The organism is Paraburkholderia sp. JPY419, assembly GCF_050435705.1.
In the GTDB taxonomy this organism is placed as follows: Bacteria; Pseudomonadota; Gammaproteobacteria; order Burkholderiales; family Burkholderiaceae; genus Paraburkholderia; species Paraburkholderia youngii.
This window is the reverse complement of record NZ_JBNDKV010000004.1, coordinates 2,161,904-2,186,838: the sequence shown is the minus strand read 5'-3', so window position 1 is coordinate 2,186,838 and position 24,935 is coordinate 2,161,904. Positions and strand designations below refer to the sequence as shown.

The 24,935-nt window shown below is 64.4% G+C and carries 20 protein-coding genes; 5 read left to right on the top strand and 15 right to left on the bottom strand.

The window, feature by feature from the left end; all coding sequences use genetic code 11:
- Positions 1-19: 19 nt before the first annotated feature.
- From QFZ91_RS38440 to QFZ91_RS38420, 5 genes are all read right to left on the bottom strand, one after another.
- Positions 20-334, bottom strand: a complete 315-nt coding sequence (locus QFZ91_RS38440) for a high-potential iron-sulfur protein (protein ID WP_176378738.1) — start codon at positions 332-334, stop codon at positions 20-22.
- Between the two features lie 36 nt (positions 335-370).
- Positions 371-1,060 (bottom strand): nitroreductase, encoded by a 690-nt coding sequence (locus tag QFZ91_RS38435; protein WP_429570476.1) that lies wholly within the window; start codon positions 1,058-1,060, stop codon positions 371-373.
- A 110-nt stretch (positions 1,061-1,170) separates the two neighbouring features.
- Positions 1,171-1,893 carry a PepSY-associated TM helix domain-containing protein gene (locus QFZ91_RS38430; RefSeq protein WP_429570475.1) on the bottom strand — a complete coding sequence of 241 codons (723 nt, stop codon included), beginning with the start codon at positions 1,891-1,893 and terminating at the stop codon, positions 1,171-1,173.
- The gene (locus tag QFZ91_RS38425) at positions 1,890-2,573 is read right to left on the bottom strand and encodes a Fe2+-dependent dioxygenase (protein WP_429570474.1); all 684 of its coding nucleotides are present in this window, start codon (positions 2,571-2,573) and stop codon (positions 1,890-1,892) included. Before QFZ91_RS38425 ends, QFZ91_RS38430 begins: the two co-directional genes overlap by 4 nt.
- A gap of 79 nt (positions 2,574-2,652) precedes the next feature.
- Complete coding sequence (locus QFZ91_RS38420; RefSeq protein WP_429570473.1) at positions 2,653-4,857, bottom strand: TonB-dependent receptor; 2,205 nt, start codon at positions 4,855-4,857, stop codon at positions 2,653-2,655.
- A gap of 478 nt (positions 4,858-5,335) precedes the next feature.
- Between QFZ91_RS38420 and QFZ91_RS38415 the strand changes: the two genes are divergently transcribed.
- Positions 5,336-6,331 (top strand): aldo/keto reductase, encoded by a 996-nt coding sequence (locus QFZ91_RS38415; protein WP_429570472.1) that lies wholly within the window; start codon positions 5,336-5,338, stop codon positions 6,329-6,331.
- A 47-nt stretch (positions 6,332-6,378) separates the two neighbouring features.
- On the opposite strand, the gene QFZ91_RS38410 is transcribed toward QFZ91_RS38415, so the two are convergent.
- From QFZ91_RS38410 to QFZ91_RS38390, 5 genes are all read right to left on the bottom strand, one after another.
- The gene (locus QFZ91_RS38410) at positions 6,379-6,945 is read right to left on the bottom strand and encodes a YbhB/YbcL family Raf kinase inhibitor-like protein (RefSeq protein WP_429570471.1); all 567 of its coding nucleotides are present in this window, start codon (positions 6,943-6,945) and stop codon (positions 6,379-6,381) included.
- A gap of 88 nt (positions 6,946-7,033) precedes the next feature.
- Positions 7,034-7,858 (bottom strand): ROK family protein, encoded by an 825-nt coding sequence (locus QFZ91_RS38405; RefSeq protein WP_429570470.1) that lies wholly within the window; start codon positions 7,856-7,858, stop codon positions 7,034-7,036.
- Positions 7,859-7,921: 63 nt separating this feature from the next.
- Positions 7,922-9,541 (bottom strand): glucose-6-phosphate dehydrogenase, encoded by a 1,620-nt coding sequence (gene zwf / locus QFZ91_RS38400; protein WP_368715567.1) that lies wholly within the window; start codon positions 9,539-9,541, stop codon positions 7,922-7,924.
- 110 nt (positions 9,542-9,651) lie between these two features.
- A complete protein-coding gene (locus QFZ91_RS38395; protein ID WP_429570469.1) occupies positions 9,652-12,423 on the bottom strand; it encodes an MGH1-like glycoside hydrolase domain-containing protein in 2,772 nt (923 codons plus the stop codon).
- Between the two features lie 52 nt (positions 12,424-12,475).
- Positions 12,476-14,446, bottom strand: a complete 1,971-nt coding sequence (locus tag QFZ91_RS38390) for an amylo-alpha-1,6-glucosidase (protein ID WP_429570468.1) — start codon at positions 14,444-14,446, stop codon at positions 12,476-12,478.
- A 210-nt stretch (positions 14,447-14,656) separates the two neighbouring features.
- On the opposite strand from QFZ91_RS38390, the gene QFZ91_RS38385 reads away from it, so the two are divergent.
- A complete protein-coding gene (locus QFZ91_RS38385; protein WP_368715564.1) occupies positions 14,657-16,798 on the top strand; it encodes a phosphocholine-specific phospholipase C in 2,142 nt (713 codons plus the stop codon).
- A 70-nt stretch (positions 16,799-16,868) separates the two neighbouring features.
- Here QFZ91_RS38385 and QFZ91_RS38380 read toward each other — a convergent pair whose 3' ends face one another.
- From QFZ91_RS38380 to QFZ91_RS38370, 3 genes are all read right to left on the bottom strand, one after another.
- Positions 16,869-17,786 carry a dihydrodipicolinate synthase family protein gene (locus QFZ91_RS38380; RefSeq protein WP_429570467.1) on the bottom strand — a complete coding sequence of 306 codons (918 nt, stop codon included), beginning with the start codon at positions 17,784-17,786 and terminating at the stop codon, positions 16,869-16,871.
- A 324-nt stretch (positions 17,787-18,110) separates the two neighbouring features.
- The gene (locus QFZ91_RS38375) at positions 18,111-19,226 is read right to left on the bottom strand and encodes a succinylglutamate desuccinylase/aspartoacylase family protein (protein WP_429570466.1); all 1,116 of its coding nucleotides are present in this window, start codon (positions 19,224-19,226) and stop codon (positions 18,111-18,113) included.
- Positions 19,227-19,262: 36 nt separating this feature from the next.
- A complete protein-coding gene (locus QFZ91_RS38370) occupies positions 19,263-20,030 on the bottom strand; it encodes a transporter substrate-binding domain-containing protein (protein ID WP_368715561.1) in 768 nt (255 codons plus the stop codon).
- Between the two features lie 113 nt (positions 20,031-20,143).
- Here QFZ91_RS38370 and QFZ91_RS38365 point away from each other — a divergent pair, with 113 nt between their 5' ends.
- A complete protein-coding gene (locus QFZ91_RS38365) occupies positions 20,144-21,064 on the top strand; it encodes a LysR substrate-binding domain-containing protein (protein ID WP_429570465.1) in 921 nt (306 codons plus the stop codon).
- Between the two features lie 10 nt (positions 21,065-21,074).
- Here QFZ91_RS38365 and lysA read toward each other — a convergent pair whose 3' ends face one another.
- The gene (lysA, locus tag QFZ91_RS38360) at positions 21,075-22,331 is read right to left on the bottom strand and encodes a diaminopimelate decarboxylase (RefSeq protein WP_429570464.1); all 1,257 of its coding nucleotides are present in this window, start codon (positions 22,329-22,331) and stop codon (positions 21,075-21,077) included.
- Between the two features lie 119 nt (positions 22,332-22,450).
- Here lysA and QFZ91_RS38355 point away from each other — a divergent pair, with 119 nt between their 5' ends.
- Entirely contained in the window at positions 22,451-23,389 is a 939-nt protein-coding gene (locus tag QFZ91_RS38355; RefSeq protein ID WP_176378753.1) for a LysR family transcriptional regulator, read from the top strand.
- A 215-nt stretch (positions 23,390-23,604) separates the two neighbouring features.
- The gene (locus QFZ91_RS38350; RefSeq protein WP_429570463.1) at positions 23,605-24,459 is read left to right on the top strand and encodes an oxidoreductase; all 855 of its coding nucleotides are present in this window, start codon (positions 23,605-23,607) and stop codon (positions 24,457-24,459) included.
- A 33-nt stretch (positions 24,460-24,492) separates the two neighbouring features.
- On the opposite strand, the gene QFZ91_RS38345 is transcribed toward QFZ91_RS38350, so the two are convergent.
- On the bottom strand, positions 24,493-24,927 hold the full coding sequence (locus tag QFZ91_RS38345) for a rubredoxin (protein WP_176378754.1): 435 nt from the start codon (positions 24,925-24,927) through the stop codon (positions 24,493-24,495).
- Positions 24,928-24,935: the final 8 nt, after the last annotated feature.

Here is a 24,935-nt window from a genome sequence, read left to right as displayed (position 1 = left end):
GAACGATGCGGCGGCGTGCTTACATATTCGTGTACGCGCTGCACCAGCCGCGCGACGCGACCTGCTTGGCGCCGAACAGCGTGCAGCCGCCGTACGCATCCGACGCCTTGCCCTGGAACAGCGAGCAGTTCGCGCACGATTGCCCGGCCGCGAAGTTCGGGAACCTGGCCTTGTCGACCTTCGACGCATCTTCGGTATAGCCGACCTTCTGCGCCTGCGGATCGCTCTCGCTCAGCGCATTGGGAACGGTCGCGGCGAACGCGACGCGAGACAGCGCGAGAGACGAGCCGACGCCCGCGCTGACCAGCAGGAAATGGCGGCGCGATGTTTTCATTTTCGTTTGCCTCTGGGTGGGGACTGAGGTCTGCGGTCAATCGAGAAAGCGCGTGAAGCGCTCGACCGGCTCGCGCTCGGGGCGCAGCGTATTGACCGGCGCATTGGGGTCGGCGAAGCCGAGCGACATGCCGCACAGGAACTGCTCGTTCTCGGGCAGGCCGAGATATTCGGCAATCAACCTATGAAACTGCATGAACGCAGCCTGCGGACAGGTGTCGAGGCCGCGTCCGCGCGCGGCCGTCATGATCGCCTGCAGGAACATGCCGTAGTCGAGCCAGCTGCCGCGCTCGAGGCTGCGATCGATCGTGAACAGCAGGCCGACGGGTGCGTCGAAGAAACGGAAGTTGCGCGAGTGCTGTTCGTGCATGCGCGCCTTGTCGCCCTTCTCGATGCCGAGCAGGCCATACATATCCCAGCCGATCTTGCGGCGCCGATCGATGTACGGCGACTGCCATTGGCGCGGGTAGTACGCGTACTCCTCCTGGTACAGCTGGTCGCGCTGCGGATCGTCGTAAGCCGCGAGCAGATCGCGCGACAGACGCGCGAGCGATTCGCCCGTCAGCACGTACACCTTCCACGGCTGCGTGTTGGTGCCCGACGGCGCGTAGCTGGCGGCTTCGAGAATGGCTTCGATGTCGGCGCGCTGCACCGGTGTAGGCAGAAAGGCGCGCACCGCGCGTCGCGTGGTCAGCGCGGTGTCGACGGGGTTCGCGGGAGAGGTCATCGGCGAATGGCGGCAGAGCCAGCGAAGTAGGTCTGCGACGATTCTAGCCCGTACCGCTCCAAGTCTGCCCGCCAGCGCGCAGGCTTCGTCCAGGGCGTTGTGCTGCGCCCTTACATCGTCCCCAACGCCACCGCCGCCGCAATCGAACCCGCCACCAGCACGAGCCCCACCGTCTTACGCTTGTTCAACTCGGTCCACAACAGCACGCCCGTCAGCGACAGCAGGATCAGACTGCCCGCGAGCGTATCGATCAGCAGCACCCAGCCGACGCTCAAGCCCACGCCCTTGTGCATGTTAGTCAGCATCGCGAGAAAGGTGTTCGCGCTGCGCTTGACCGTCACGGTGTTATTGCCCACCCAGTATTCGGCCGAGGTATTTTCTTTCGGCGACGCGAAATTCAGCTGCCAGTGCTCGGGCTGCACGACGCTGCGATCGCCCCATGCCACCGGATGCTCGGGTTCTTTCTGCACACGCCCCGGATCGCCGGCGATCTTCAGCTCCTGCTTGAGCCACTTCGCGAGTTCACGCGGGGTTTCCGGTGCCGGTTGCGGCAGCGGCACCTGCATCACCGAGACCTGCGGCTCGCCGGTCGACACGCGCAGCGGACCGCCGCGATGGTTCAGGAAGAAGCCCGTCGTGCCGAACAGTAGACCGAGCGCCGCGCCCCACAATCCAACCCAGCCATGCACGTTGCGCAGCCACTTGATGAAAGTCGCGCGACACGAGCGCTGCTGGCGCGCCTTCAGTTCATCGCCATCGAGCCGATGCGGTTCGTGCGCGCGATGTTGGCCGGCCGCCGGCGGTTGCATGTCGAGGGTGTCCGATTCGCTCACGTTTCACTCCAGGTACGCAGCAGATTGTGATAACTACCGACGAGGCTGCGTCGCGCAGCCTCGTCGGCATGGGTTGCATTGAGCCGTTGAATCGCGGTGTCCATGTCGAACAGCAGCGCGCGATGCGTGTCGCTGCGCACGAGACTCTGCACCCAGAAGAAGCTCGCCACGCGCGCGCCGCGCGTGACGGGCGTCACCTGATGCAGACTCGTCGCCGGATAAACGATCATGTCGCCGGCCGGCAGCTTTACCTGCTGCACGCCGTAGGTGTCTTCGATCACGAGTTCGCCACCGTCGTATTCGTCGGGCGCGCTGAGAAACAGCGTCACCGACACGTCGGTGCGCAGCTTCACGCCGTTCGGCAGCACGCGCACCGCGCCGTCGACGTGGCTGCCGAACTGCATGCCGCCCTCGTAGCGGTTGAACAGCGGCGGATACACCTGGTTCGGCAGCACCGCGCTGATGAACAGCGGATTGCGCTCGATCGCCGCGACAATCACGTCGCCGAGTTCGCGCGCGATCGCAGAGTGCTCGGCGATCTGCTGATTGCGCTTGACCGGCGCGCCCTGATAGCCCGCGGTCTCGCGGCCATCGACCCACGCGTCGCCGGCTCGATCGAGCCGCTCGCGCACGAAGCGCAATTGCCCGGCGTCCAGTACCTTCGGAATGTGCAGCAGCATAGTGTGTCCTTCGAGTCGGCTTGCCATTTGCAAAGCGGCAAGCCTAACGGATGCGCTCAGTGCGTCGCAAAAGCGGCCATCAGAAGCGGTAATCGAACGTCGCGAGCAACGTGCGGCCGATGCCCGGCACCGAACGGCCGCCGTCCGACGGAATCAACGCGTCGTAGTAGTACTTGTTGGTCAGGTTCAGCAGGTTCAGGCGCACGTCGTACTTCTTCGCGTGATAGGCCGCGGTCGCGTCCCAACGCGTGTAGCCCGGCACCTTCACGAAGTTCGTATTCGATGCGTAACGCGACGACATATAGATCGGACCGCCGCCGATTTCCCAGTGCGGCGTGATCGCGTATGTGGTCCAGAACGTCAGCGTGTTGCGCGGCGTGTTCGCCGGCGTGTGGCCCTGCGTGCCGTCGGCCGCTTTCAGGATCTTCGCGTCCATGTACGTGTAGCCGCCGAAAATCTGCCACTTGTCGGTGATGTGCCCGGTCACGCTCGCCTGGAAGCCGTCGACGCGAATGTCGCCGGCCAGCTCGTATTCGGTCGGCGAGACCTGGGTGCGCGCGTTGTCCTTCTCTTCGCGGAACAATGCCGAGGTCAGCGAGATGTTGCCGCCGAACAGATCCCACTTGCCGCCGACTTCATACGACTTCGTCGATTCCGGTGCGAGGTTCTGCGTGAGGTTCGTGACCGTCAGGTTTTCGAGCGACGGGTTGAACGACGTGCCGTACGACACGTAGTACGACTGCCAGTCGGTCGGCTGATAGATGAGGCCCGTGCGCACGCTCGTGAAGTAGTTGGTCTGGCTCGCGAAAGCCGGCGCGCTGACGGTGTTGTGGATCTCGGCCGAGAAGCGATCCCAGCGCACACCGCCAATCAGCTTCCAGTGCGGCGTCAGCGTGATCGTGTCGTTCAGGTAGGCGGCGATTTCGTTCGCGCTCGAATCGGCGTAGTTGCCGACCGTCGTCGTCACGTTCGACGGCGTGCCGATGATCGGCGGATTGAGCATCGGCACGATCGGCAGGTTGTTGCGCGTATATGCCTGGTTCGTATAGCTGTCGTGGCCCACTTCGACACCGGCAATCACGTCGTGCCTGACCGGCCCGGTGTCGAATTTGTATTCGACCATCGTGTCGTTGTAGATCGCGTGATTCTGGATCACGCGGTCATGGCTCTGCAGCTTGATGAACAGGGCCGACGGCGGCAGCGTCGTGAAGTTGCCGTTGCTCAGCGCAGTGCTCGACGACAGCGGTCCGGTCAGCACCGCTTGCGGCGCGGTTTCGCGCGCGTCGGTCATCGAGTGCGAGATCTGCGTCTGGTTCGTCAGCGTCAGGTCGTCGGAGAACTTATGCTTGATCGCCCCGGTGAAGATCTGCACGTTCTGGATCGTGCGGTCGCTGGTCAAACCGTAGAACGTGTTTTTCGGCACCGGCGACGGGCGGCCGTTCAGCGCCTGGATGCCGTAGTCGGGCATGTCGTTGTTGCGCTGGATCAGCGCCGACAGCGTGATCTCGGTAGGCGTGCCGATACCGAAGCGCAGCTCCGGCGCGACGCCGAAGTCCCTGTTCTTCATTACGTCGCGCGTCGAGCCAAGGCTCTGGCCGAACGCGTTCAGGCGGATCGCCGAGGTGTCGGTGAACTTGTGGTTCACGTCGACGGTGGAGCGGTAGCGGTCGTTGGTGCCGATCATGCCGGAGACTTCCGCCGAGTCCGTCAGGTTCGCCTTCTTGCTGACCTGATTGATCACGCCGCCCGTCGAGCCGCGGCCGAACAGCATCGACGACGGACCATATAGCACCTCTAGCGCTTCGAGGTCGAACGTGTCGCGGTAGTACTGGTTGCGGTCGCGAAAGCCGTCCAGATAGATGTCGTTCTGCGCGGTGAAGCCGCGCAGGTTGATGTTGTTGCCGATCTGGCCGCCCTCGGCCGCGCCGATGGTCACACCGGGTGCGTTGCGCAGCGCGTCCGTAAACGACGTCGCGCCCTGCGAAGCGAGCAGGTCGCGATTGATCACGGTGACGGTCTGCGGAATGTCGCGCAGCGCGGTCGGGGTCTTCGCACCGACGGTCGCGCGCTCGGCCTGGAAGTCCTGCTGAACGGTCTGAGCCTGCACGCCGATGGTCGGCAGCGTCTGCGCGGCGGCAGGTGCGTTGTTCTGTGCGTTGGTTTGTGCGTTCTGCGGCGCGCTGGAGGCGGCCGGTTGCGACGCGCTTTGCGCGAGCGCAGGCGTCGCATAGGGAACGGCAAAAGCGAGCGCCAGCGCTGTCGCCAGCGGCGTGTGATTGAGCATGGAAATCCCGTCAGAAATGCGCTTTGTCGAATTGGCATCAATGACGTCGAATTCATGACAAAAGCGCAAATGGCTGGCTGCCGCTCTCCGTTGTGTGAGAGGGAGATGACGGGATGGCTGGCTGGGTTAAATGAGAATCGCTATCATTTCATACGCACAAGAAGACATCAATCGTGGCGTGCATTACTTGCGCAATGGATTTATTTCTGTTTTTTCTTTTCGAAAGCAATACGTAACCGTAAGGGCTCTACGTACGCAGATTCATTACTATTTGTAATTCTATTCTTGCAAAAGGCTTAACAGTGACGCACTCGAGAGCCAATTCGACCTTACACGGGTTCTTTCATTTAAATAACATTCTATCGCGGCGGTCGCGCACATCAAATCGCGATTCCGTTTATCCTTTTTACAACACCGCATACAACAATAAAGTCCCACCCTTCCGGCAAACGCTTTCGTCCCCTCTGGAGTCCACTCTATGCAATATCGCCAATTCGGCCGCACCGGCCTGACCGTTTCGCGCCTGTGTCTCGGCACCATGACTTTCGGCCTGCAAACCGAAGAAGCCGCATCGCACCGCATTCTCGACACGGCCGCGGACGCCGGCGTCAATTTCATCGATACCGCGAACGTCTACCCGCTCGGCGCCGGCGAAGACCTGTCCGGACGCACCGAGGAAATCGTCGGACGCTGGCTGAAGGGCAAGCGCGAGCGCTTCATCGTCGCGACCAAGGCGGTCGGCAAGATGGGGCCCGCCGCGTGGGATCAGGGCGCGTCGCGCAAACACCTGCTCGATGCGATCGATGCGTCCTTGCAGCGCCTCGGCACCGACTACGTCGACCTGTACCAGCTCCATTCCGACGACGCGAAAACCCCGCTCGACGAGACGCTCGAAGCACTCGATACGATCGTGCGCTCGGGCAAGGCGCGCTATATCGGCGTATCGAACTTTCTTGCGTACCGGCTCGCGCGAGCTTTGGGACGCGCGGACGTGCTGCGCGTCGCGCGCTTCGTGTCGGTCCAGCCGCGCTACAACCTGCTGTTTCGCCAGATCGAGCGCGAGCTGCTGCCGCTGGCCGCCGAGGAGCAGCTAGCCGTGATGCCGTATAACTCGCTCGCGGGCGGACTGCTGACGGGCAAGCATCGGCTCGATGCGACGCCCACCGAGGGGCGCTTCACTGAAAGCGTCGGCAAGGCTGGCGCGATGTATCAACAGCGCTACTGGCACGAGCGCGAATTCGATACGATCGAAAGACTGAAGGCGATCGCCGCGCCGACCGGCGAGTCGTTGGCGAAGGTATCGCTTGCGTGGGTGCTCGCGAATCCGCTGATCACGTCGGCGATCATTGGTGCGAGTCGCGCCGAGCAGTTGAGCGATACGCTCTCGGCGGCCGAGTTCACGCTCGACGACGCAATCAAGACTCAGCTCGATGACGCGAGCGTGCAGTATCGATGGGGGGATGCGGCGCGCTAAGCGCCCTTCTGCAGATCACGCGCGGCCCGGCGTTCGGCCGCGCGACTTCATCGTCCGTAGCGCAGCACGGTGCTCGTCGCGGCGAGCACGTGATCCTTGATCGCGGCGAGGAACGCATCGCGCGTCAAGCCGGCCGGCAATGCGCCGGGCGGCAGATCGAGCGCATAGACCTGCGCGACGTAGTGATGCGGCACATCGCCGACTGCCGGACACGGGCCGTAATAGCCGGGGCCGCCGGTGCGATTCGTGCCGGCGACGCTGCCCGCCGGCGCGGCTTCGCCCTCGGCGAGTCCGGTGGTACCCGGTGCGATGCCGTACACGATCCAGTGCACGATGCCGAGGCCTTTCGCGCCGTCGGGATCGAAGATCGTCACCGCGAAACTCTTTGTGCCGGCCGGCGCGTTATGCCATTGCAATGCGGGCGACACGTTGCCGCCGCCGCAGTTGTTCGCGCTCGCCGCGTGGCTCGCGTTGAGCGTGCCGCCATCGGCCAGTCCCGGTGACGACACTGCGAAGGACGGTGCCGCGTAGGCATGTGCGCTCGCGTAAGCGAGCAGCGCACACGCGACAGCGGAGAGGAGGTGCCGCGCGATGTTCAGTTGAATGCGGGTCATTGAGAGTCTCTGGGTTCGGGAAGGTTACTGAGGGCCTTGGAAGGAGCGTGGCAGCGCTGAGAAGCCCATCAAGCAGCAACCGCCCCCCTCACTTCGGCTTAAACCGCCCCGTCTTCTCCGTGGCCTCCGGAAACTGCCGCGTCTCGCGCACCGACAGCGGATGCCACAATTTCGCGCCGCCCTCGATCCCCGCGTCGTTCGAAACGGTCGCCACGTTCGCCGGCAGCTTGAATTTGATGCGCGCCGCGTTGCCACCGCCGATCCAAAGCTTGTCGTAATTGACCAGTGACTCGAGAATGCCGATCACCTTCTCGACACGCCGGCTCCAACGCTTGTTCCCGACCTGCTCGCGCGCGCCCTCGCCGATGTATTCGTCGTACGCGACACCCTTCTTGCTGACCGGATGATGCGCGAGCTCCAGATGCGGCATCAGCTCGCCATCGCGAAACATCGCGGTGCCGGCGCCGGTGCCGAGCGTCAGCACAAATTCGAGGCCGCGGCCTTCGATTGCCGCGAAGCCCTGCATCTCTGCGTCGTTGATCATCCGCACCGGCAGATCGCCCAGGCGCCGCGCGAGCGAATCCGCGAGCGCGATGTCGTGCCATCCTTCGATGCCGAAATGCGGCGCGGTCAGAATGCGGTTATTACGCACGACACCCGGAAAGCCGATCGAGATACAAGCGGGCTGCACCTGCTCGATGAGCGGAGCGACGAGTTGCGCGAGCGCGTCAACCAGTTGATCCGGCGTGCACGGATGCGGCGTCGCAACGCGCACGCGCTCGGTTTTCATCTGCCCGTTGGCGTCGATGATCGCGGCCTTCAGGCCGGTGCCGCCGACGTCGATCGCGAGGATGTGCTCGCTGTCGCTTTTCGGCGCATTCCGTTTCACTGCGTTCTTGTTGCGTGTCGCCACGATGTCTCCCGGTTGTGGTGAAGCGGTTGTGATGCGTATCTGCGGGTTGGTTCAAAGGTGCCGCTACGACTTGCCACCGGGCGCTTTCTGCTGCAACGGCCGCCACGCGTGGCCATCGCGCGCGAGCAGCGCGTCGGCTTCGGCCGGCCCGTCGCTGCCTGCCGCATAACCGTGCACGGGCAGAGCGCCGCCGCTCTTCGGATGCAGCACGTCGTCGACCGCACACCAGGCCGTCTCGATGCCATCGGCGCGCTGGAACAACGTCGCGTCGCCTAGCATGCAGTCGTATAGCAGCGTCTCGTATCCGACGTTCGCGCGCTCGTCGAAGAAGTCGCCATAGTTGAATGACGACTGCACCGCACCGACCTGCATCACCGGCCCCGGCGCCTTCACGTTGAAATCGAAACTCGAGCCGTGCTCGGGATCGATGCGCAACGTCAGCACGTTCGGCGTCAATGCGTTGACCGGCGTGTCGCGGAACAGGCGGAACGGCACCGGCTTCAACTGCACCGAAATTTCGGTGCGGCGCACTGAGAGCCGCTTGCCGGTACGCAGATAGAATGGCACTCCGGCCCAGCGCCAGTTCTCGACGAACACGCGCGCCGCCGCGTAGGTTTCGGTCGTGCTGCCGGGCGCGACGTCGGGCTCCTCGCGATAGCCCACACCGGTGGACCCTTTTTCGTACTGGCCGAATACGACGTCGTCGGGCTTGAGCGGCTGGATTGCGTCGAACAGCTCGACCTTCTTGTCGCGGACGGCTTCGGCGTCGAACGAATTCGGCGGCTCCATAGCCACGATGCCGAGCAGCTGGAACAGATGGTTCGGCACCATGTCGCGAAACGCGCCGGTCTGCTCGTAGAACCTGCCGCGCCCTTCGACGCCGATCGTTTCCGCCGCCGTGATCTGCACGCAGTCGATGTACTCGCGCCGCCAGACCGGCTCGAACATCGCATTCGCGAAGCGCACCGCGAGAATGCTCTGCACGGTGTCCTTGCCGAGAAAATGATCGATGCGGTACACCTGCGACTCCCGCGCATACGACAGGATGTGCGCGTTCAGATCGCGCGCCGATGCGAGATCGGTGCCGAACGGCTTCTCGATCACGAGACGCCGAAAGCCGCCGTTCGCGCCGTCGCCTTCCTTCAGCAGGCCGGCTTTGCCGAGCCGCTCGGCGATCGGTTTGAAAAAACGCGCGCCGACCGCGAGGTAAAAAATCACGTTGCCGACTTCCGACTGATCGAGCTTCTGTTTCAGCTTCGCGAACGTGTCGTCGGATTCGAACTCGCCCGCCATGTATTCGAGGCGCTGCGCGACCCAGCTCCACGCGTTGTCGTCGAGCTTGCCGGCGTGGAAGGTGCTGGCTTTGTCGGCGGCGAATTTCTGCAGCGACGTATGCAGTTCGTCGCACCATTCGCGCGTTTCGCGCTCACCGTGATTGACGCCGATGATCTTCATGCTGTCATCGAGCAGGCCATCGAGCGAGAGGTTGTACAGCGCCGGCATCAACAGACGTTTGGTCAGATCGCCCCCCGCGCCGAAGATCACGAGCGTGCACGGCGGCGCGGGCTTCTTGCCGGCCGGCGACGACAGCGTGTCGTATCGGTTCGAAATGAGCTTGCAGCTCGAGGCGGGCGTTGCGTTGGGTTGATCGGAAGAGGCGGAAGAGTTCGGTGTAGTCGACATGAGATTCACCTGGAACTTGGAAAGCCGAGAGAACGAACGTGGCAATACATGAAAGACCACGCGCGCTGCCGCACAGTTCAATCGCCTTCGCGCGCGAGCGCGCGGCGTGCTTACTTCGTCGTCGCGGCCGCGAGCGACGATACCGGTTCTTTCACCGGAATCGGCGCGGGCGCCGGCGCCGGTTCCCCCGCCAGCGGCACGTTGCCCGATGCCGCCATCGCGCGTGGCTGCAACAGCAACGCGACGAGCCCGGTCCAGCCGGTCTGATGCGAAGCCCCGACGCCACGACCGTTGTCGCCATGAAAATACTCGTGGAACAGGATCAGATCCTGCGAACGCGGGTCCGCCTGCAACAGCGGATACGCACCCATCACCGGCCGCTCGCCATTCTTGTCCTTCAGGAACAGCGTGGTCGCGCGGCGCGCGAGTTCGTCGCCGATTTCGCTCAACGAGAACTTCTGGCCCGACCCGGTCGGATACTCGACGCGGAAATCATCGCCGTAGTAACGATGAAACTCGTACAGCGATTCGATCAACAGATAGTTGACCGGCATCCACACCGGCCCGCGCCAGTTCGAATTGCCGCCGAACACACGGGTATCGGATTCGGCCGGCAGATACTTCACACAGAAGCTGGTGCCGTTGTGCTCGAACACGAACGGATGCTCGCGATGGTAACGCGACAACGCCCGCACGCCGTGATCGGAAAGAAATTCGCTTTCGTCGAGCGCGCGCCGCAGCAGCGCCTTCATCCGATGCCCGCGCAGCAGCGACAGCAGCAGCGCGTTGCCCTTGCCGGGCTCGTTCCAGCGCGACACCAGCTTCGCGAGATCGGGCCGATGCTCGAGAAACCATACGAGGCGCTCGCGCAAGCCCGGCAAGCCGCCATGCAAACGCTCTTCGAGCACGTGCACGGCGAACAGCGGTATCAATCCGACGATCGAGCGAACGCGCATCGGCATGTTGCTGCCGTCGGGCAAGCGCAGCTTGTCGTAGAAGAATTCGTCCGCGCTGTCCCACAGGCCCGTGTCGCAGCCGTCGTCGCAACTGACCGCTTCCGCGATGTACAGGAAGTGCTCGAAGAACTTCACGCCGATATCGACGAACACGTGATTCGCGTAGGCGAGTTCGAGCGCGATACGCATCAGGTCGAGCGCATACGCGGCCATCCACGCGGTGCCGTCGGCCTGGTCGATGTGGCCGCCGGTCGGCAGCGGCGATGAGCGGTCGAAGATGCCGACGTTGTCGAGACCGAGAAAACCGCCCTGAAAAATATTGTGGCCGTCGGCGTCCTTGCGGTTCACCCACCACGAGAAATTCAGCAGCAGCTTGTGAAACACGAGTTCCAGAAAATCACGGTCCGCCTTGCCGGTCAGCGCGCGATCGATCTCGTACACGCGCCATGCGGCCCACGCATGCACGGGCGGGTTCGCGTCGCTCAGCGCCCATTCGTAAGCGGGCAACTGACCGTTCGGGTGTTGATAGCGGTCCTTCACGAGCAGCAGCAACTGCTTCTTCGCGAACGCCGGATCGATCAGCGCGAACGCGGCCGCATGAAACGCGAGGTCCCACGACGCGTACCACGGGTACTCCCACTTGTCCGGCATCGACACGATGTCCGCATTGCACAGATGTCGCCAGTCCCTGTTGCGGCCCTGCTTGCGCGCGGCGGGCGGGCTCGGCTGCAGCGGGTCGCCGTCGAGCCAGCGTTGCACGTCGTACTGGTAGTACTGCTTCGACCACAGCATGCCGGCGAGCGCCTGACGTTGCACGAGGCGCGCATCGGGGTCCGTGATCTCGTGCTGCAATGCGCCATAGAATTCGTCGGCCTCGGCGAGGCGGCGCGCGATCAACGCGTCGGCATCGAATGGCGCTTCATCGCTCGCCGCTTGCGGGTGCCAGCGCAGATACACGACCGCGCGTCCATGCGGCCCGAGTTCCAGCGGTGCATGTGCGGCGGCCTTGGTGCCCGCGTCGCGACGGATCGCGTTCGCGTCGCCGTGCACGAGGTAATCGTTGAAGCCGTCCTTGAACGGACCCGCGCCGTCCATGCCGAACAGCCGCTTCACGTTGGTGTCGTTCTCGCAGAACAGCCACGCGAGTTGCGGTGCGTCCTTCGACCAGGCGGTCACGACGATCGGCTCATGCACATGATGATGGCCAAGCAGACTCACCGCGCCGTCGTGGTCGGTGCCGGCGACGAGCTTCGGCTTGTCCTTGTTCTCCTTCCACGACCACGAGTTGCGCGCCCAGATCTGCGGCAGCACATCGAGCGACGCCGCCTCGTCCGCGCGATTTTCGATCGTCACGCGCATCACGATGTCGTCGGGCGTGTGCTTCGCGTATTCGACCTGCACGTCGAAATAGCGCAGATCGTCGAACACGCCGGTATCGAGTACTTCGTACTCCGGCATGTCGCCGCCGCGGCGCGCGTTTTCGTCGATCAGGTTCTGGTACGGATAAGCCGCATGCGGGTACTTGTACAGCATGCGCATGTAGGAGTGCGTGGGCGTGCCGTCCAGATAGAAGTACAGCTCCTTCACGTCCTCGCCGTGATTGCCCTGCGCGTTGGTCAGGCCGAACAGGCGCTCCTTGATGATCGGGTCCTTGCGGTTCCACAGCGCGAGCGATACGCACCAGCTGAGCCGGTCGTCGCCGAACCCGGCGATGCCGTCTTCGCCCCAACGGTAGGCGCGGCTGCGCGCATGGTCGTGCGGAAACGAGTCCCAGGCGGTGCCGTTCGCGCTGTAGTCCTCGCGCACCGTGCCCCACTGGCGCTCGCTCAGATACGGCCCCCAGCGCTGCCAGTGGCCGCATTCGGGCGAATGCAGCCGGGAACCTTCGATCGTGGCAAGCAGATTGGCAGCGCGCAGCGGTGGCATGAGAACGTCCTTGCAACAAGCCTGGCGGTAGGACCCAACATCGTAGCGCGGTTTACGCGCCGTCGCGCTCGAATCGGGCAAGCAGACTTTCGACGCGCAGCATTTCACCGAGCGACCAGGCCTGGAACGGCGTGCCGGCGGGCGCGTACGGCGCGTCGCCGTCGGCGATCTCGGACAGGTGGTCGAGGCCCGCATGATCGAGATGCGCGTACAGTGGGGCGAGAAAACGCCTCCTCGCCTGTGTGAGATTCGTGGCGCTTGCGCCATTCACTCGCAGCCACGCTTCGACGAACGGGCCGATCAGCCACAACCACACGGTGCCCTGATGATAAGCGCCGTCGCGTTCGAGCGGCGCGCCGCCGTAGTGGCCACGATAGGCCGGATCGGAAGGCGCGAGCGAGCGCAGGCCGAGCGGCGTCAGCAATTGCGCTTCGACCTGCGCCACCACCGCGCGCGCCGCCGCGCCTTCGAGCAGCGGAAACGGCAGGCCACCGATCGCGAAGATCTGGTTCGGCCGGATCGAGCGGTCGACCGTGCCCGGCACATGATCGACGTCGACGTTATCGAACAGCGTCTGCGTGGCCGGATCGACGAAGCGCCGGCGAAATGCGAGCGCCGCGCGCTCGCCAGCCTGCCGCCACTGTGGGTTCCATGCCGACGCGATTCGCAGTGCGTTGATCCATAGCGCCTGCACTTCGACCGGCTTGCCGATGCGCGGCGTGACGATCCAGTCGCCGACTTTCGCGTCCATCCACGTCAGTTGCACGCCGGGGATGCCGGCGCGCAGCAGACCGTCGTCGGGACAGCAGCCGATGTTAAAGCGCGTGCCGTTCGTGTAGCCGGTCAGGATCGTTTCGGCGGCTTGCTGCAGATGCGCGCGCGTCCGCGCGCTTGCATGGGGCGTAGCCAGATAGTCGTGAACGGCGACGATGAACCATAGCGACGCATCGACCGAGTTGTATTCGGGCGCGTCGCCGTAGTCGGGGAAGCGGTTCGGCAGCATGCCGTCGGACAGCGTGCCCGACCATTCGAGCAGGATCGCTTCGGCGTCGTCGAGACGGTTCGATGCGATCAGCAGGCCACGCATCGCGATGAAGGTGTCGCGGCCCCAGTCGGTGAACCACGGAAAGCCTGCGAGGATCGTGCGGCCTTCGTTGCGGGTGACGACATAGGCGTCGGCCGAGCGTTGCAGGCGCGAGCCGAGTGCGGCCCGGCGCCGTTGTTCGGTGTCGGCGAGTTGGGAGGCGCGGGCGGTGGTCCGGGGATTGTCGTTGGTGCTCTGGGTGGCGGCCGTGCTCGCGGCACTCAGAATCATCACCGCTTCGCCCTCGGCGAGATCGAAGCTGAACACGCCGGGCGCCGCGAGGTCTTCGCTGCAATCGAGACCGCGCTCCTGCTCGCGCACGTAGCAGAAGTTGCGATACCAATCGGGCGCATGCGTATAGGTGCCGTTCGTCGCCGTCCGCACGACCGGCAGTCCGCCATAAGGCTGCCAGCTCGCGCACGATTGATCGGCGCTGACCTGCGCGCCGAAGTCGAAGGCCGGATTCTCGTGATGCAGCGCGTGATAATCGCGGCCCGACAACAGCGGTCTGACCTTCAGCACGGGCGCAGCGAGTTCGCCGCCTTCGAGCCGCCAGCGCAATACCGTTTCGCACGTCGCTTTGCTGACGAACACGTCGGCGATCATCGCAGTATGCGTATCGAGTTGAACGCGCCAAGTCGGCCAAGGCGCGGTATCGAAACCGAGCAGGTTGCCGCGCAGATCCGGATAGATCAGGTCAGGCCCATAGCGTTGCATGGTCAACGGGAAACGCTCGCCGCCCGCCTCGACCCACGCCTCGATGCCGTTGACGAGCACCATGCGCCCGCCCGGCGCGCGCGTCGCGGCTAGCAGCAGCGCATGGTAGCGGCGCGTGCGCAACATACCGACCGTGCCCGACGCAAAGCCGCCGAAGCCGTCGGCTTCGAGCCATTCGTCTTCGAGTCGCGAGATGTCGATGGGTGAATTGATGCGAGTCATTGAATCGTGCTCATACGCGAATCGTAATGCAGCAAACATAGCGCAGATGGCAGCGCCATGAACATTGATCTTCCCAATACTTTCCATTTTCTTTCGATCAGCCGACGACTGGCCCGCAACCGATCGGCAAGAGCAACGCGTTACCGACGGCGAAACACCCCAACGGCGCGTTCACCGGCTATTCTTCCTTTACGCAGAAAGTGATATTCGATGACATCAACTAGCCGTCGCCGTTTCCTGCAAACCGTGGCTTCATCCGCAGGCGCCGCCGCCGCGATGACCGCATTGCCCGAGTCGATCCGCAACGCGCTGGCAGTGCCCGCTTTTTCGCGCACGGGCACGATTCGCGATGTCGAGCACATCGTCGTGTTCATGCAGGAGAATCGCTCGTTCGACCACTACTTCGGTCATTTGCGCGGCGTGCGCGGCTACAACGACCGCTTTCCGATTCCGCTGCCAAGCGGTCTGCCGGTGTGGAATCAGCCGTCGCAGGAAGACCCGGCGAGGTCGGTGCTGCCGTTCCATCTGAACACCGCGACGACGAGCGCGCAGTGCGTCGGCGAACTCGATCACACGTGGTACAAGACCCAATCCGCGATCGACGGCGGCCGCCACGACCAGTGGCCCGCCAACAAGACCGACATGACGATGGGCTACCACCTGCGTAGCGACATCCCGTTCCACTACGCGCTCGCCGACGCGTTCACGATCTGCGATGCGTACTTCTGCTCGCTGCCGGGACCGACGCACCCTAACCGCGCGTATCTGATGACCGGCATGGTCGACCCGAGCGGCACGCTGGGCGGCCCGCTACTCGACAACAACGATTGGGCGGACGGCGATCGTCCGCCGAACTATCAGTTGCTGTCATGGACCACGTATCCGGAGCGTCTGCAGGCAGCGGGCATTTCATGGCAGATCTATCAACAGGGCACGACGGGCTTCGATCCGCTGTACGGCAACTACGGCACCAACATCCTGCAAAACTTCACGAACTTCATCAACGCGCGGCCGGGTTCGCCGCTCCACGAGCGCGCGCAAACCGTGCGCACGATCGACGACCTGAAGGCCGACGTGCTCGCGAACCGGCTGCCGCAGGTCTCGTGGCTGTGCCCGCCGGCCGCGTATTCGGAGCATCCGCGCTACACGCCTGCGTACGGCGCCGAATATACGTCGCAGATTCTCGACGCGCTGACGTCGAACCCCGAGATGTGGAGCAAGACCGTGCTCTTCATCATGTACGACGAGAACGACGGTTTCTTCGATCACCTCGTGCCGCCGCAACCGCCGACGAAGTCCGCGCAGGGCAAATCGACGGTGACGACCGACGGCGAGATCCACGACGTCGTCAATCCGCTGCGCGGCGGCAGCTACAGCGCCGACGGCTGTCCGTACGGCCTCGGCCCACGCGTGCCGATGACGATCGTGTCGCCGTGGACCAAGGGCGGCTTCGTATGCTCGCAAGTGTTCGATCACACGTCGGTGATCCGCTTCATCGAAACGCGCTTCGGCGTGCATGAGCCGAACATCACGGCATGGCGTCGCGCGGTGTGCGGCGACCTGAGCAGCGCGTTCGACTTCCGCACGCCGGATTCGAAGATGCCGACGCTGCCGGATGCCAAAAACTACCTGGACAAGGCCGACAACCAGTGCAGGACGCAACCGAAGCCGACCGTGCCGACGACGCCAACGCTGGTCGAAGCGCAGGAAGCGGGCATCCGCTTCGCGCGCGCGTTGCCGTACGAACTGCATGCGAACGGCGCGGCGAATGTGGGCAAGAACACGTTCGAAATCACGATCGGCAATACCGGCGAGCAGGGCGCTCACTTCTACGTGTACGCGACGAATCGCACCGACGGTCCGTGGCGCTACACGGTCGAAGCGGGCAAGTCGCTCAGCGATACGTTCGACCTGAGCGCGACGAACGGCGTATATGCGTTCGACGTGTTCGGCCCGAACGGCTTCGTGCGCAAGTTCGCGGGCAACACGCGGGCGAGTGCACAGAACGGACACGGCAACGACAAGCCGGCTCAGCCTGAAGTGACCGCGCGATACGACGTCGCGAATGGCAACTTGTTCCTGAAGTTCACCAACAGCAGTGGTGGCATCGCGCATCTGACGGTGATCGACAACGCATACGGCGCGCGGCCGCGCACCGTGGTCGTGCCGGCCAATGCGCGTATCGAAGAAGGTTGGGTGCTTGCGTCGAGCCATCACTGGTACGACCTGTCGGTGACGAGCAGCGACGACGCACGCTTCTCGCGCCGCTTTGCCGGTCACGTCGAGAACGGCCGGCCGAGTATCAGCGATCCGGCTGCGGTTGCGCCGGTGCTGACGGCGAACTCAGGCTAGCGCTCGCAGTTGGGTTCGGCATCCAGTTTCCCCTACCAGGCGGACAGGATGCCGCGTCTTTCAGGCGTTCTTAACGACCAACGTCCGGCAGCGGCGGACGCGTAGCGAGCGCCTTTGCGACGATTTCTTTGACTTCGGCGAGCGTATCGCCTTGCAGCGCGAGGCGCGGCGGACGCGTGACGGCGCTGCCGCGCCCGAGCAGTTCCTCGCATAGCTTGATGCATTGCACGAGGTCGGGGCGCGCGTCGAGGTGCAACAGCGGCATGAACCAGCTATACAGCGCCAACGCTTCATCGAAACGCTTTTGGGTGGCGAGGCGAAACAGCGTCTCGCCTTCCTTCGGGAACGCGTTCGACATGCCCGACACCCAGCCTTCCGCACCCACCGCGATGCTTTCGACCACTACGTCGTCGAGGCCGGCGAACAGTACGAAGCGGTCGCCCACCGCGTTGCGCAGATCGATGAAGCGCCGCGTATCGCCCGACGAATCCTTGAAGCAGACGATGTTCTCGCAGTCCTGCAGCGCGATCAGGACGTCCGGCGTCACGTCGTTCTTGTAGATCGGCGGGTTGTTGTAGATCATCACCGGCAGGTCGGTGCTGGTCGCGACCGAGCGGAAATGCGCGGCGGTTTCGTGCGGCTTCGCGGAATAGACGAGCGCCGGCATCACCATCACGCCGTCGACGCCGACACGCGCGGCTTCACGCACCGTCTGCCGTGCGAACTCGGTCGTGAACTCGGCGACGCCCGCGACGACCGGCACCTTGCCGCCGGACGCGTCACGCGCGGCCTCGATCACCTGAAGCTTTTCCGACGTGCTCAGCGAAGTGTTTTCGCCGACCGTGCCGCAGACCACCAGACCCGACACGCCGTCCTTGACGAGATTGCTGACCACGCGGTGCGTCGCGTCGATGTCGAGCGAGAAATCCGGCTTGAACTGGGTGCTGACGGCGGGAAACACCCCGCTCCATTGGATAGCCTCGCTCACTTTATCCGTCTCCTTCAAAAAGCCGGCCGCGCCGACACACGTTGAGTATGACGACGAGTATCTGCCTTTGTCCGGAAGCGGGCTTGGGCTTTTTCGCGGCTGAAAGAGATTAAATCCGCACAGTCGGCGAGACGCGGAATGGCCGCGTCGGGTCGCGCAATCCAACTTCACGGCAACGCGGCTGCGGCGCATGTGAGCGCTGTCGCGCAAGGCGTCGACGCGGTCCTCGATGCCGAGTCCGGCATAGCGGCACGCGATGCGTCGTGACTCGTGCCGCCAGCGCGTAGGCGGTGCGACGAGGAGCGCGGGCGCTCTGTCAATCGATCAGGCGCCCAGCAATACGCCCGTTCTGATCGGCCGCGTGCCGCTCACGCGACCGAGCGGCGCACCGGCCGTCACGAAACGGATCGCGCGTCGCATGTACAGCACCCCTTCGGTCTGGCTCGCGATGGTGGTCGTCTCGTCGGTCAGCGGATCGACGATATCGAACAGCGGCTGGCCGACTCGGATCGTGTCGCCGATCTTCGCGCGGTGCACGAGAATCCCGCTTACCGGCGCATAGAACTGCTCGCTGCCCGCGAGCGGCGTCGCCGGCGACAGAAGCGGCGGCAACGGCTTGGCCTCACCGCGAATCGCACCGCGCCACACCAGATAGTCGACGAGCGCGTCGGCATCCTGCTGCGCGATTTCGTACGACACGTCGCGCTGGCCGCGGCATTCGACCGTCACCGCGATCGACCCGGTCGGCACCGGCTTGCTCGCCGGCAACTGCTGCTGCAACGTCCACCACAGCAAGCTGTGCGTTTCGTCGAACGCGCCGCCGCCCGAATCCGTCGCGAGCAACGAGGCCTCGGCGCCGAGGTAGCGCGACAGCGGCTCGAACTCGGCCCACGCAGCCTCGCTCGTGTACACATGCATCGCCGCTTCGAGCGAGCAATGCAGATCGATCACGACGTCCGCGTCGCATGACAGCTTCAGCAGCGCCAGTTGCAGCGACTCGAATTCGGTCAGCGGCTTCTGTCGCGCGAGTTCGGCCGTGAGCAGTGCGCGCACGATGCGGCGGTTCGCGTTCGCGTCGGCTCCCAGCGCCTCCTTTGCATCCTCGACGAGCTTCGTGAACTGCACGAAATGCCGGTTGAAGTTCTTGCCGCTGCCGAGATCGAAGCGGCCGACGAACTGACCGAGCACGTATTGACTGAGCCCGACCGGATTCGACACCGGCACGAGCACGATTTCCGCATTCAGCGCGCCGGCCTGTTCGAGGTCCAGCAATCTCCGCTTCAGCAGCACCGTGGTCAGCATCGACGGCGTTTCGTCGGCATGCAGCGACGCCTGGATGTAGATCTTCTGCCCGCTATTGGCCGGGCCGAAATGAAACGACACCAGCTCGCGGTGCGTGCCGATAGCCGGCGACAGAAGCGGAATCGATTGCCTGTTCATGAAGGGAAAGCCGTGAAGAAAAGTTGGAAACCTGGATCAATTGCCGTACGGATCGAAGTCGAAGTACTTCTTCGCAATCTGCGCATACGTGCCGTCCTGGCGCATCGACGCGATCGCCGCGTTGATCGATGCCTGCACTTCGGTTTCATCCTTGCGCAAGCCGATGCCGACGCCGCGATCGCCCATTGAAAGCGGCTCGCCGACAAACGCGAAGCCCTTGCCCGCCGGCGTACGCAGGAAGCCGTAATCGGCTTCGACGGTGCCGAGCAACGCGCCGTCGAGCCTCCCGTTGCGCAGATCGGCGAACACCTCGTCCTGGCTCTTGTAGGCGACCACGCTCGCGCCGAGCGGCGTCCAGTTCTTCAGCGCGTAGCCCTCGAACTGCGTGCCCGACTGCACGCCGATCTGCTTGCCGGCAAGTCCGCTCGCCGTAGGCGCGAGCGATGAGCCTTGCCGCGCGATCAGCCGCGACTTGAACTGGAACAGCTTCGACGAGAACAGAATCTGCTGCTCGCGCTTTTCGGTGATCGCCATCGACGACAGCACCGCGTCGATCTTGCGTGCCTGCAGCGCCGGAATCATGCCCGAAAACTCGAGTTCGACCCACTGACAATGCGCGTGGATGCGCCGGCAAATCTCGTTGCCGAGATCGACGTCGAAGCCCTTCAGACTGCCGTCGGGGGCCTTCGAGTCCATCGGCGGATAGGTCGGGTCGATGCCGAGGCGCAACGTGTTGGCGTCAGCGGCGAACGCGCCGCTGCTGAAAGCCAGCGCGGCGCAAAGAGTCATCAGCGAAGTTTTCATGGACGGCGACGGGAGCGGATCAGGACAGCGCGATCGTAAGCTGCCGCCGTGCCTCAAAGAAGTCCCGTTCGGACTATCATGATCACTTTTCCCGATCACCAGACCCTGACGCCATGCCATTGACGATTTCGCAGTTGCGCGCGTTCACGGCGGTCGCCGAGCATGGCAGCATCCGCGCGGCGTCGCGCGCGCTCGGCATTGCGCAAAGCGGCATCACGCAGCAGTTGCAAAACCTCGAATCGATGCTCGGCGCGACGTTGTTCACGCGCACCAATCGCGGCATTGCGCTGACCGCGCTGGGCCAGCGGCTGCTCCAGCGGGCCGGCGCGATCCTCGGTGAATGCGAGCGGGCCGAGGAGGACGTGCGTCAGTTGCGCGGCGACTACGTGGGCGAGGTCACGTTCGGCATGACGACCGAGCCGCTCGTCGACGCGTTCGCGCCGGTGCTGATGGAGTTTCGTGCGCGCTTCGAGCGCGTCGCCGTGCATCTGCGCACGGGCACGTCGCGCATGATGATTTCGTGGATCCGCGAAGGCACGTTGGATTTCGCGGTCGCGCTCGTCTCGAAGCAGACCGATACCGCCGATCTGTCGGTCACGCCACTCTATCCGTCCGACCCGGTGATCGTGTGCCGGCGCGGTCATCCGAAGGCGGGTGCGAAGTCTCTCGCCGAGCTCGTCGATTGCACGTGGGTGACGACGCGCTCGCCGAATCTGACCGAGGAGCCGCACGTCAACCGCTTGAGCCATCTGTTCGACAGCCACGGTTTGCCGCCGCCGAAGATCGTCGCGACCGTCGAGGGCTTATACGAGACGTTGCATCTGGTAGGCGCGACGGATTGCCTGTCGCTCGAATCGTCGGTCATCACGAAGCGGGGACCGTTCGCGGACATGCTGACGACGATCCCGGTGCGCGAGCGCGCGTTGCAGCAAAACGTCTGTCTGCTGCAACGCGCGGCGATTCCGCTAACGCCAGCCGCGCAGGAGTTCGCGACGATGATCGCGTCGTACACGCGCACGGTGCGGGCGCGTTGAGCCTTGAACTTCAACCCGCCGTTTCTTCGAGCGCGATCAATTCTTCGATGCGTTGCCTGCGCCGGATCAGCCGCGCATTGCCGCGCTCGATCAGCACCTCGGGAGCAAGCGGCCGGCTGTTGTAGTTCGAAGACATCGACGCGCCGTACGCGCCCGCATCATGAAACACGAGCAGGTCGCCCACTTGAGGCGCGGGCATCGAGCGGCTCGTCACGACACCGCCTTCCGCCTGCGTAAACACGTCGCCGGCCTCGCACAACGGCCCCGCTACGCTGAACCAGCCGACCGGTGCATCGCTCGGCGTGCCGTCGCGCCGAAGCACGCTGATCTCGTGATGACTGCCGTAGAACGACGGCCGCACGAGGTCGTTGAAGCCCGCGTCGAGCAGCGCGAATTGTCGCGACGGCCTCCGGTTCAGCGCATGCACTTCGGCGACCAGCACACCTGCCTGCGCGACCAGAAAGCGCCCCGGTTCGATTTCGAGCCGCACACGATGCCCGACGCGCGCTTCGATGCGCCGCCGCGCGTCGTCCCACAGCCGGAAATAATGCGCGGTATCGACGCTCGGCTCGCCATCGCGATACGGAACCGACAAACCACCACCCGCGGAAATCGCCTCGATATCCTGATCGAGCTGCGACACAGCATCGACCATCGCGTCGCAGACTTTCGCGAGATGCGCGTAGTCGACACCGGAGCCGATATGCATGTGCAGCCCGACGAGCTTCAGCCGATAGCGCCGCACCAATTCGAGCGCGCGTGGCAGGTCGTCGCGCCAGATGCCGTGCTTGCTGTGCTCGCCGCCGGTGTTGGTCTTGCTGCTGTGGCCGTGACCGAAGCCGGGATTGATCCGCAGCCACACGCGATGGCCTTCGCTCGCATGTCGTCCGAACCGTTCGAGCATGTCGAGCGAGCCGGCGTTGACCGTGATCCGCTCGTCGAGCACGGTGGCTAGCGTCGCGTGGTCGAGCACGTCGGCGGTAAATACCACGCCTTCGGGTGCGTCGTGCGACATAGGTTGAGTCGCAAACCCCGCCGCAAAACTGCGCGCCAGTTCGCCTGAAGAGACTGCATCGACCATCACGCCTTCGTCGCGCATCAGCTTCAGGATGTGCACGTTCGAACAGGCCTTCTGCGCGTAGCGGATCGTGTCGAAGCTGCGCAACTGCGCGATGCGCTGGCGGATCGCGTCGGCGTCGTACAACCATAGCGGCGTGCCGTGCTGGTGCGCGAGGTCCGCGAGTTGATGGGGGTTGAATCGCGTCATGGTCGGTTGCATGTCGAAGCTTTGCGAAAGCGTTAGCCGACATGATGAGCCGCGGCGATCATTCAGTAAAATACCAATCCATCGCTCGCCTATTCACTTCTGATATACCCCGAACCACTATGGCGCTCACGCACCGGCACATCGAAATCTTCCGCGCGCTGATGACAGCCGGCAGCGTCACCAAGGCAGCCGAGATGCTGTTCACGTCGCAGCCCACTGTGAGCCGCGAACTGGCGCGCATGGAACAGAGCATCGGCTTCGCATTGTTCGAGCGCGCGCAGGGCCGGCTGCGTCCAACGCAATCCGCGCTGACGCTGTTCGACGAGATTCAGCGCGCGTATGTCGGGCTCGAGCGCGTCGCGTCGACGGCGGCCGTGCTGCGCGAATTCAAGGGCGGCCAGCTGTCCGTGATCGCGCTGCCGGTGTTTTCGCATTCGATCCTGCCGGGCGCCGTCAAACGCTTTCACGATGCGCAGCCGGGTGTCAGCGTATCGATCGCGACGCAGGAGTCGCCGTTTCTCGAAGAATGGCTGACCGCGCAGCGCTACGACCTCGGCCTCACCGAGCACGACGCGCCGCCGCCCGGCACGCGGCTCACGCCGCTGATCGCCGTCGATGAAGTGTGCGTGCTGCCCGACGCTCACCCGCTGCTCGCGAAACGCGTGATCGCGTTGAAAGACTTCGCCGATCAGGCGTTCATCAGCCTGTCCGCCAACGATCCGTACCGGCTGCAGATCGACGAAGCGTTCGCGCGGGCTGGCATCGCGCGCCGCCTGCTGATCGAAACGCCGACCGCGGTGTCGGTGTGCAGCTTCGTGCGGCAACGGCTCGGCATCGCGATCGTCAATCCGCTGACCGCGCTCGATTTCGCGGGCCGCAATCTGCATATCCGGCCGCTCGCGTTATCGCTGCCTTTTCGCGTCAGCGTGATCCGTCCCGAGCACCGGCCCGCGCATCCGCTCGCGGACGCGTTCGTCGGCGCGCTGCAAAGCGAAGCCGCCGCGCTGCGACTACAATTGAAACGTCACACCAGCCCCACGCGGTCCTCGCAGTCATAGCAGTCACGGCGGCGCCCGTCGTCATCACCCGCGAATCCGCGCAGCAGCACGCGCGCTCGCGCGGGGCCACCGCCCGAACCGTCCGCCGCGCGAACCGGGCACGCTTCAAGCTGACATCACCCGCATACCGATTACCGACGCGCCGCGCGTTCGCGCCGCATCGGCGCGCCGTTTTCGAGTCCTCACGTCATAGACCCTCACCAGGAGTGTTCCACATGATGAATCGAGACAATCCCGTCTGGCTGATCACAGGCTGTTCCACCGGCTTCGGCCGCGAGCTCGCGAAGCTCGTGCTCGAACGCGGCTGGCGCGCGGTCGTCACCGCGCGCGATGCATCGAAAGTGAAGGACATCGCCCAGGGGCACGGCGAGCGCGCGCTGGTGCTGCCGCTCGACGTGACCAATCGCGCGCAGATCGAAACCGTGGTCGCGCAGGCGAAGCGCCATTTCGGCCGCATCGACGCGCTCGTCAACAACGCGGGCTACGGTTATCTGGCCGCGATCGAGGAAGGCGACGACAGCGAAGTCCGCGCGATGTTCGAGACCAACGTGTTCGGTCTCATCGACATCACGAAGGCCGTGCTGCCGAGCATGCGCGAGCAGCGCAGCGGTTTGATCGTCAACGTGTCGTCGATCGGCGGCATTACGAGTTTCGCGGCGACCGGCTTTTATCATGCGACCAAGTATGCGGTCGAGGGGCTGTCGGAATCGCTCGCGCTGGAAGTGAAGCCGCTCGGCATCGGCGTGCTGATCGTCGAGCCGGGGCCGTTCCGCACCAACTGGGCGGGGCCGTCGATCAAGCAGTCGGCGACGCTGATCGACGACTACGCGTCGACCGCCGGCGAGCGCCGCAAGCAGACCGAAGCGCGCAGCGGCAAGCAGGCCGGCGATCCGGTGCGCGCCGCGCAGGCGATCATCGATGCGGCGTTGTCGGACACGCCGCCGCTGCGTCTGCTGCTCGGCAAGGCCGCGCTCGATCTCGCGTACAAGAAGCTCGATTTCATGCGCGGCGATTTCGACACATGGCGAGCGACGACCGAGGGCGCGGACTATCCGGAACGGACGGCGTAGAGCAGGTTTATCAGTCGAGCCTCGGCGCGCCCCTTAAAACTCCACCAGCGCAAAATCGTCCTTGCCCACATCGCACAGCGGGCAGCGCCAGTCGGCCGGCACATCGGCCCAGCGCGTGCCCGGCGCGATGCCCTCTTCCGGCACGCCGGCGGCTTCGTCGTAGACCCAGCCGCAGATCACGCAGACCCATTGCTTGAACTCCTCGGCCGTGGCGGCGTTCGCGGCCGACGGCGCATCGGGCGTAGCGGGTGCGGCGGCATCCGCCGCAGTCGTGCGCGCCGTCGGATCGAGGCTCACGACGAGCGGCGCGACCGTGCCGCTACCGGTTCCCGCGAGCCGCGCCTGCAAGCTGTCGAGCAAGCGCTGCGCTTCGTCGTGGGTCAGATCGATCCAGTACGGATCGCCGGCGCCATCGTTGAGCCGCTCGGGGGAAAACTGGATTTCTACGGCTACGCCCTTTTTGTACATGGCAATCG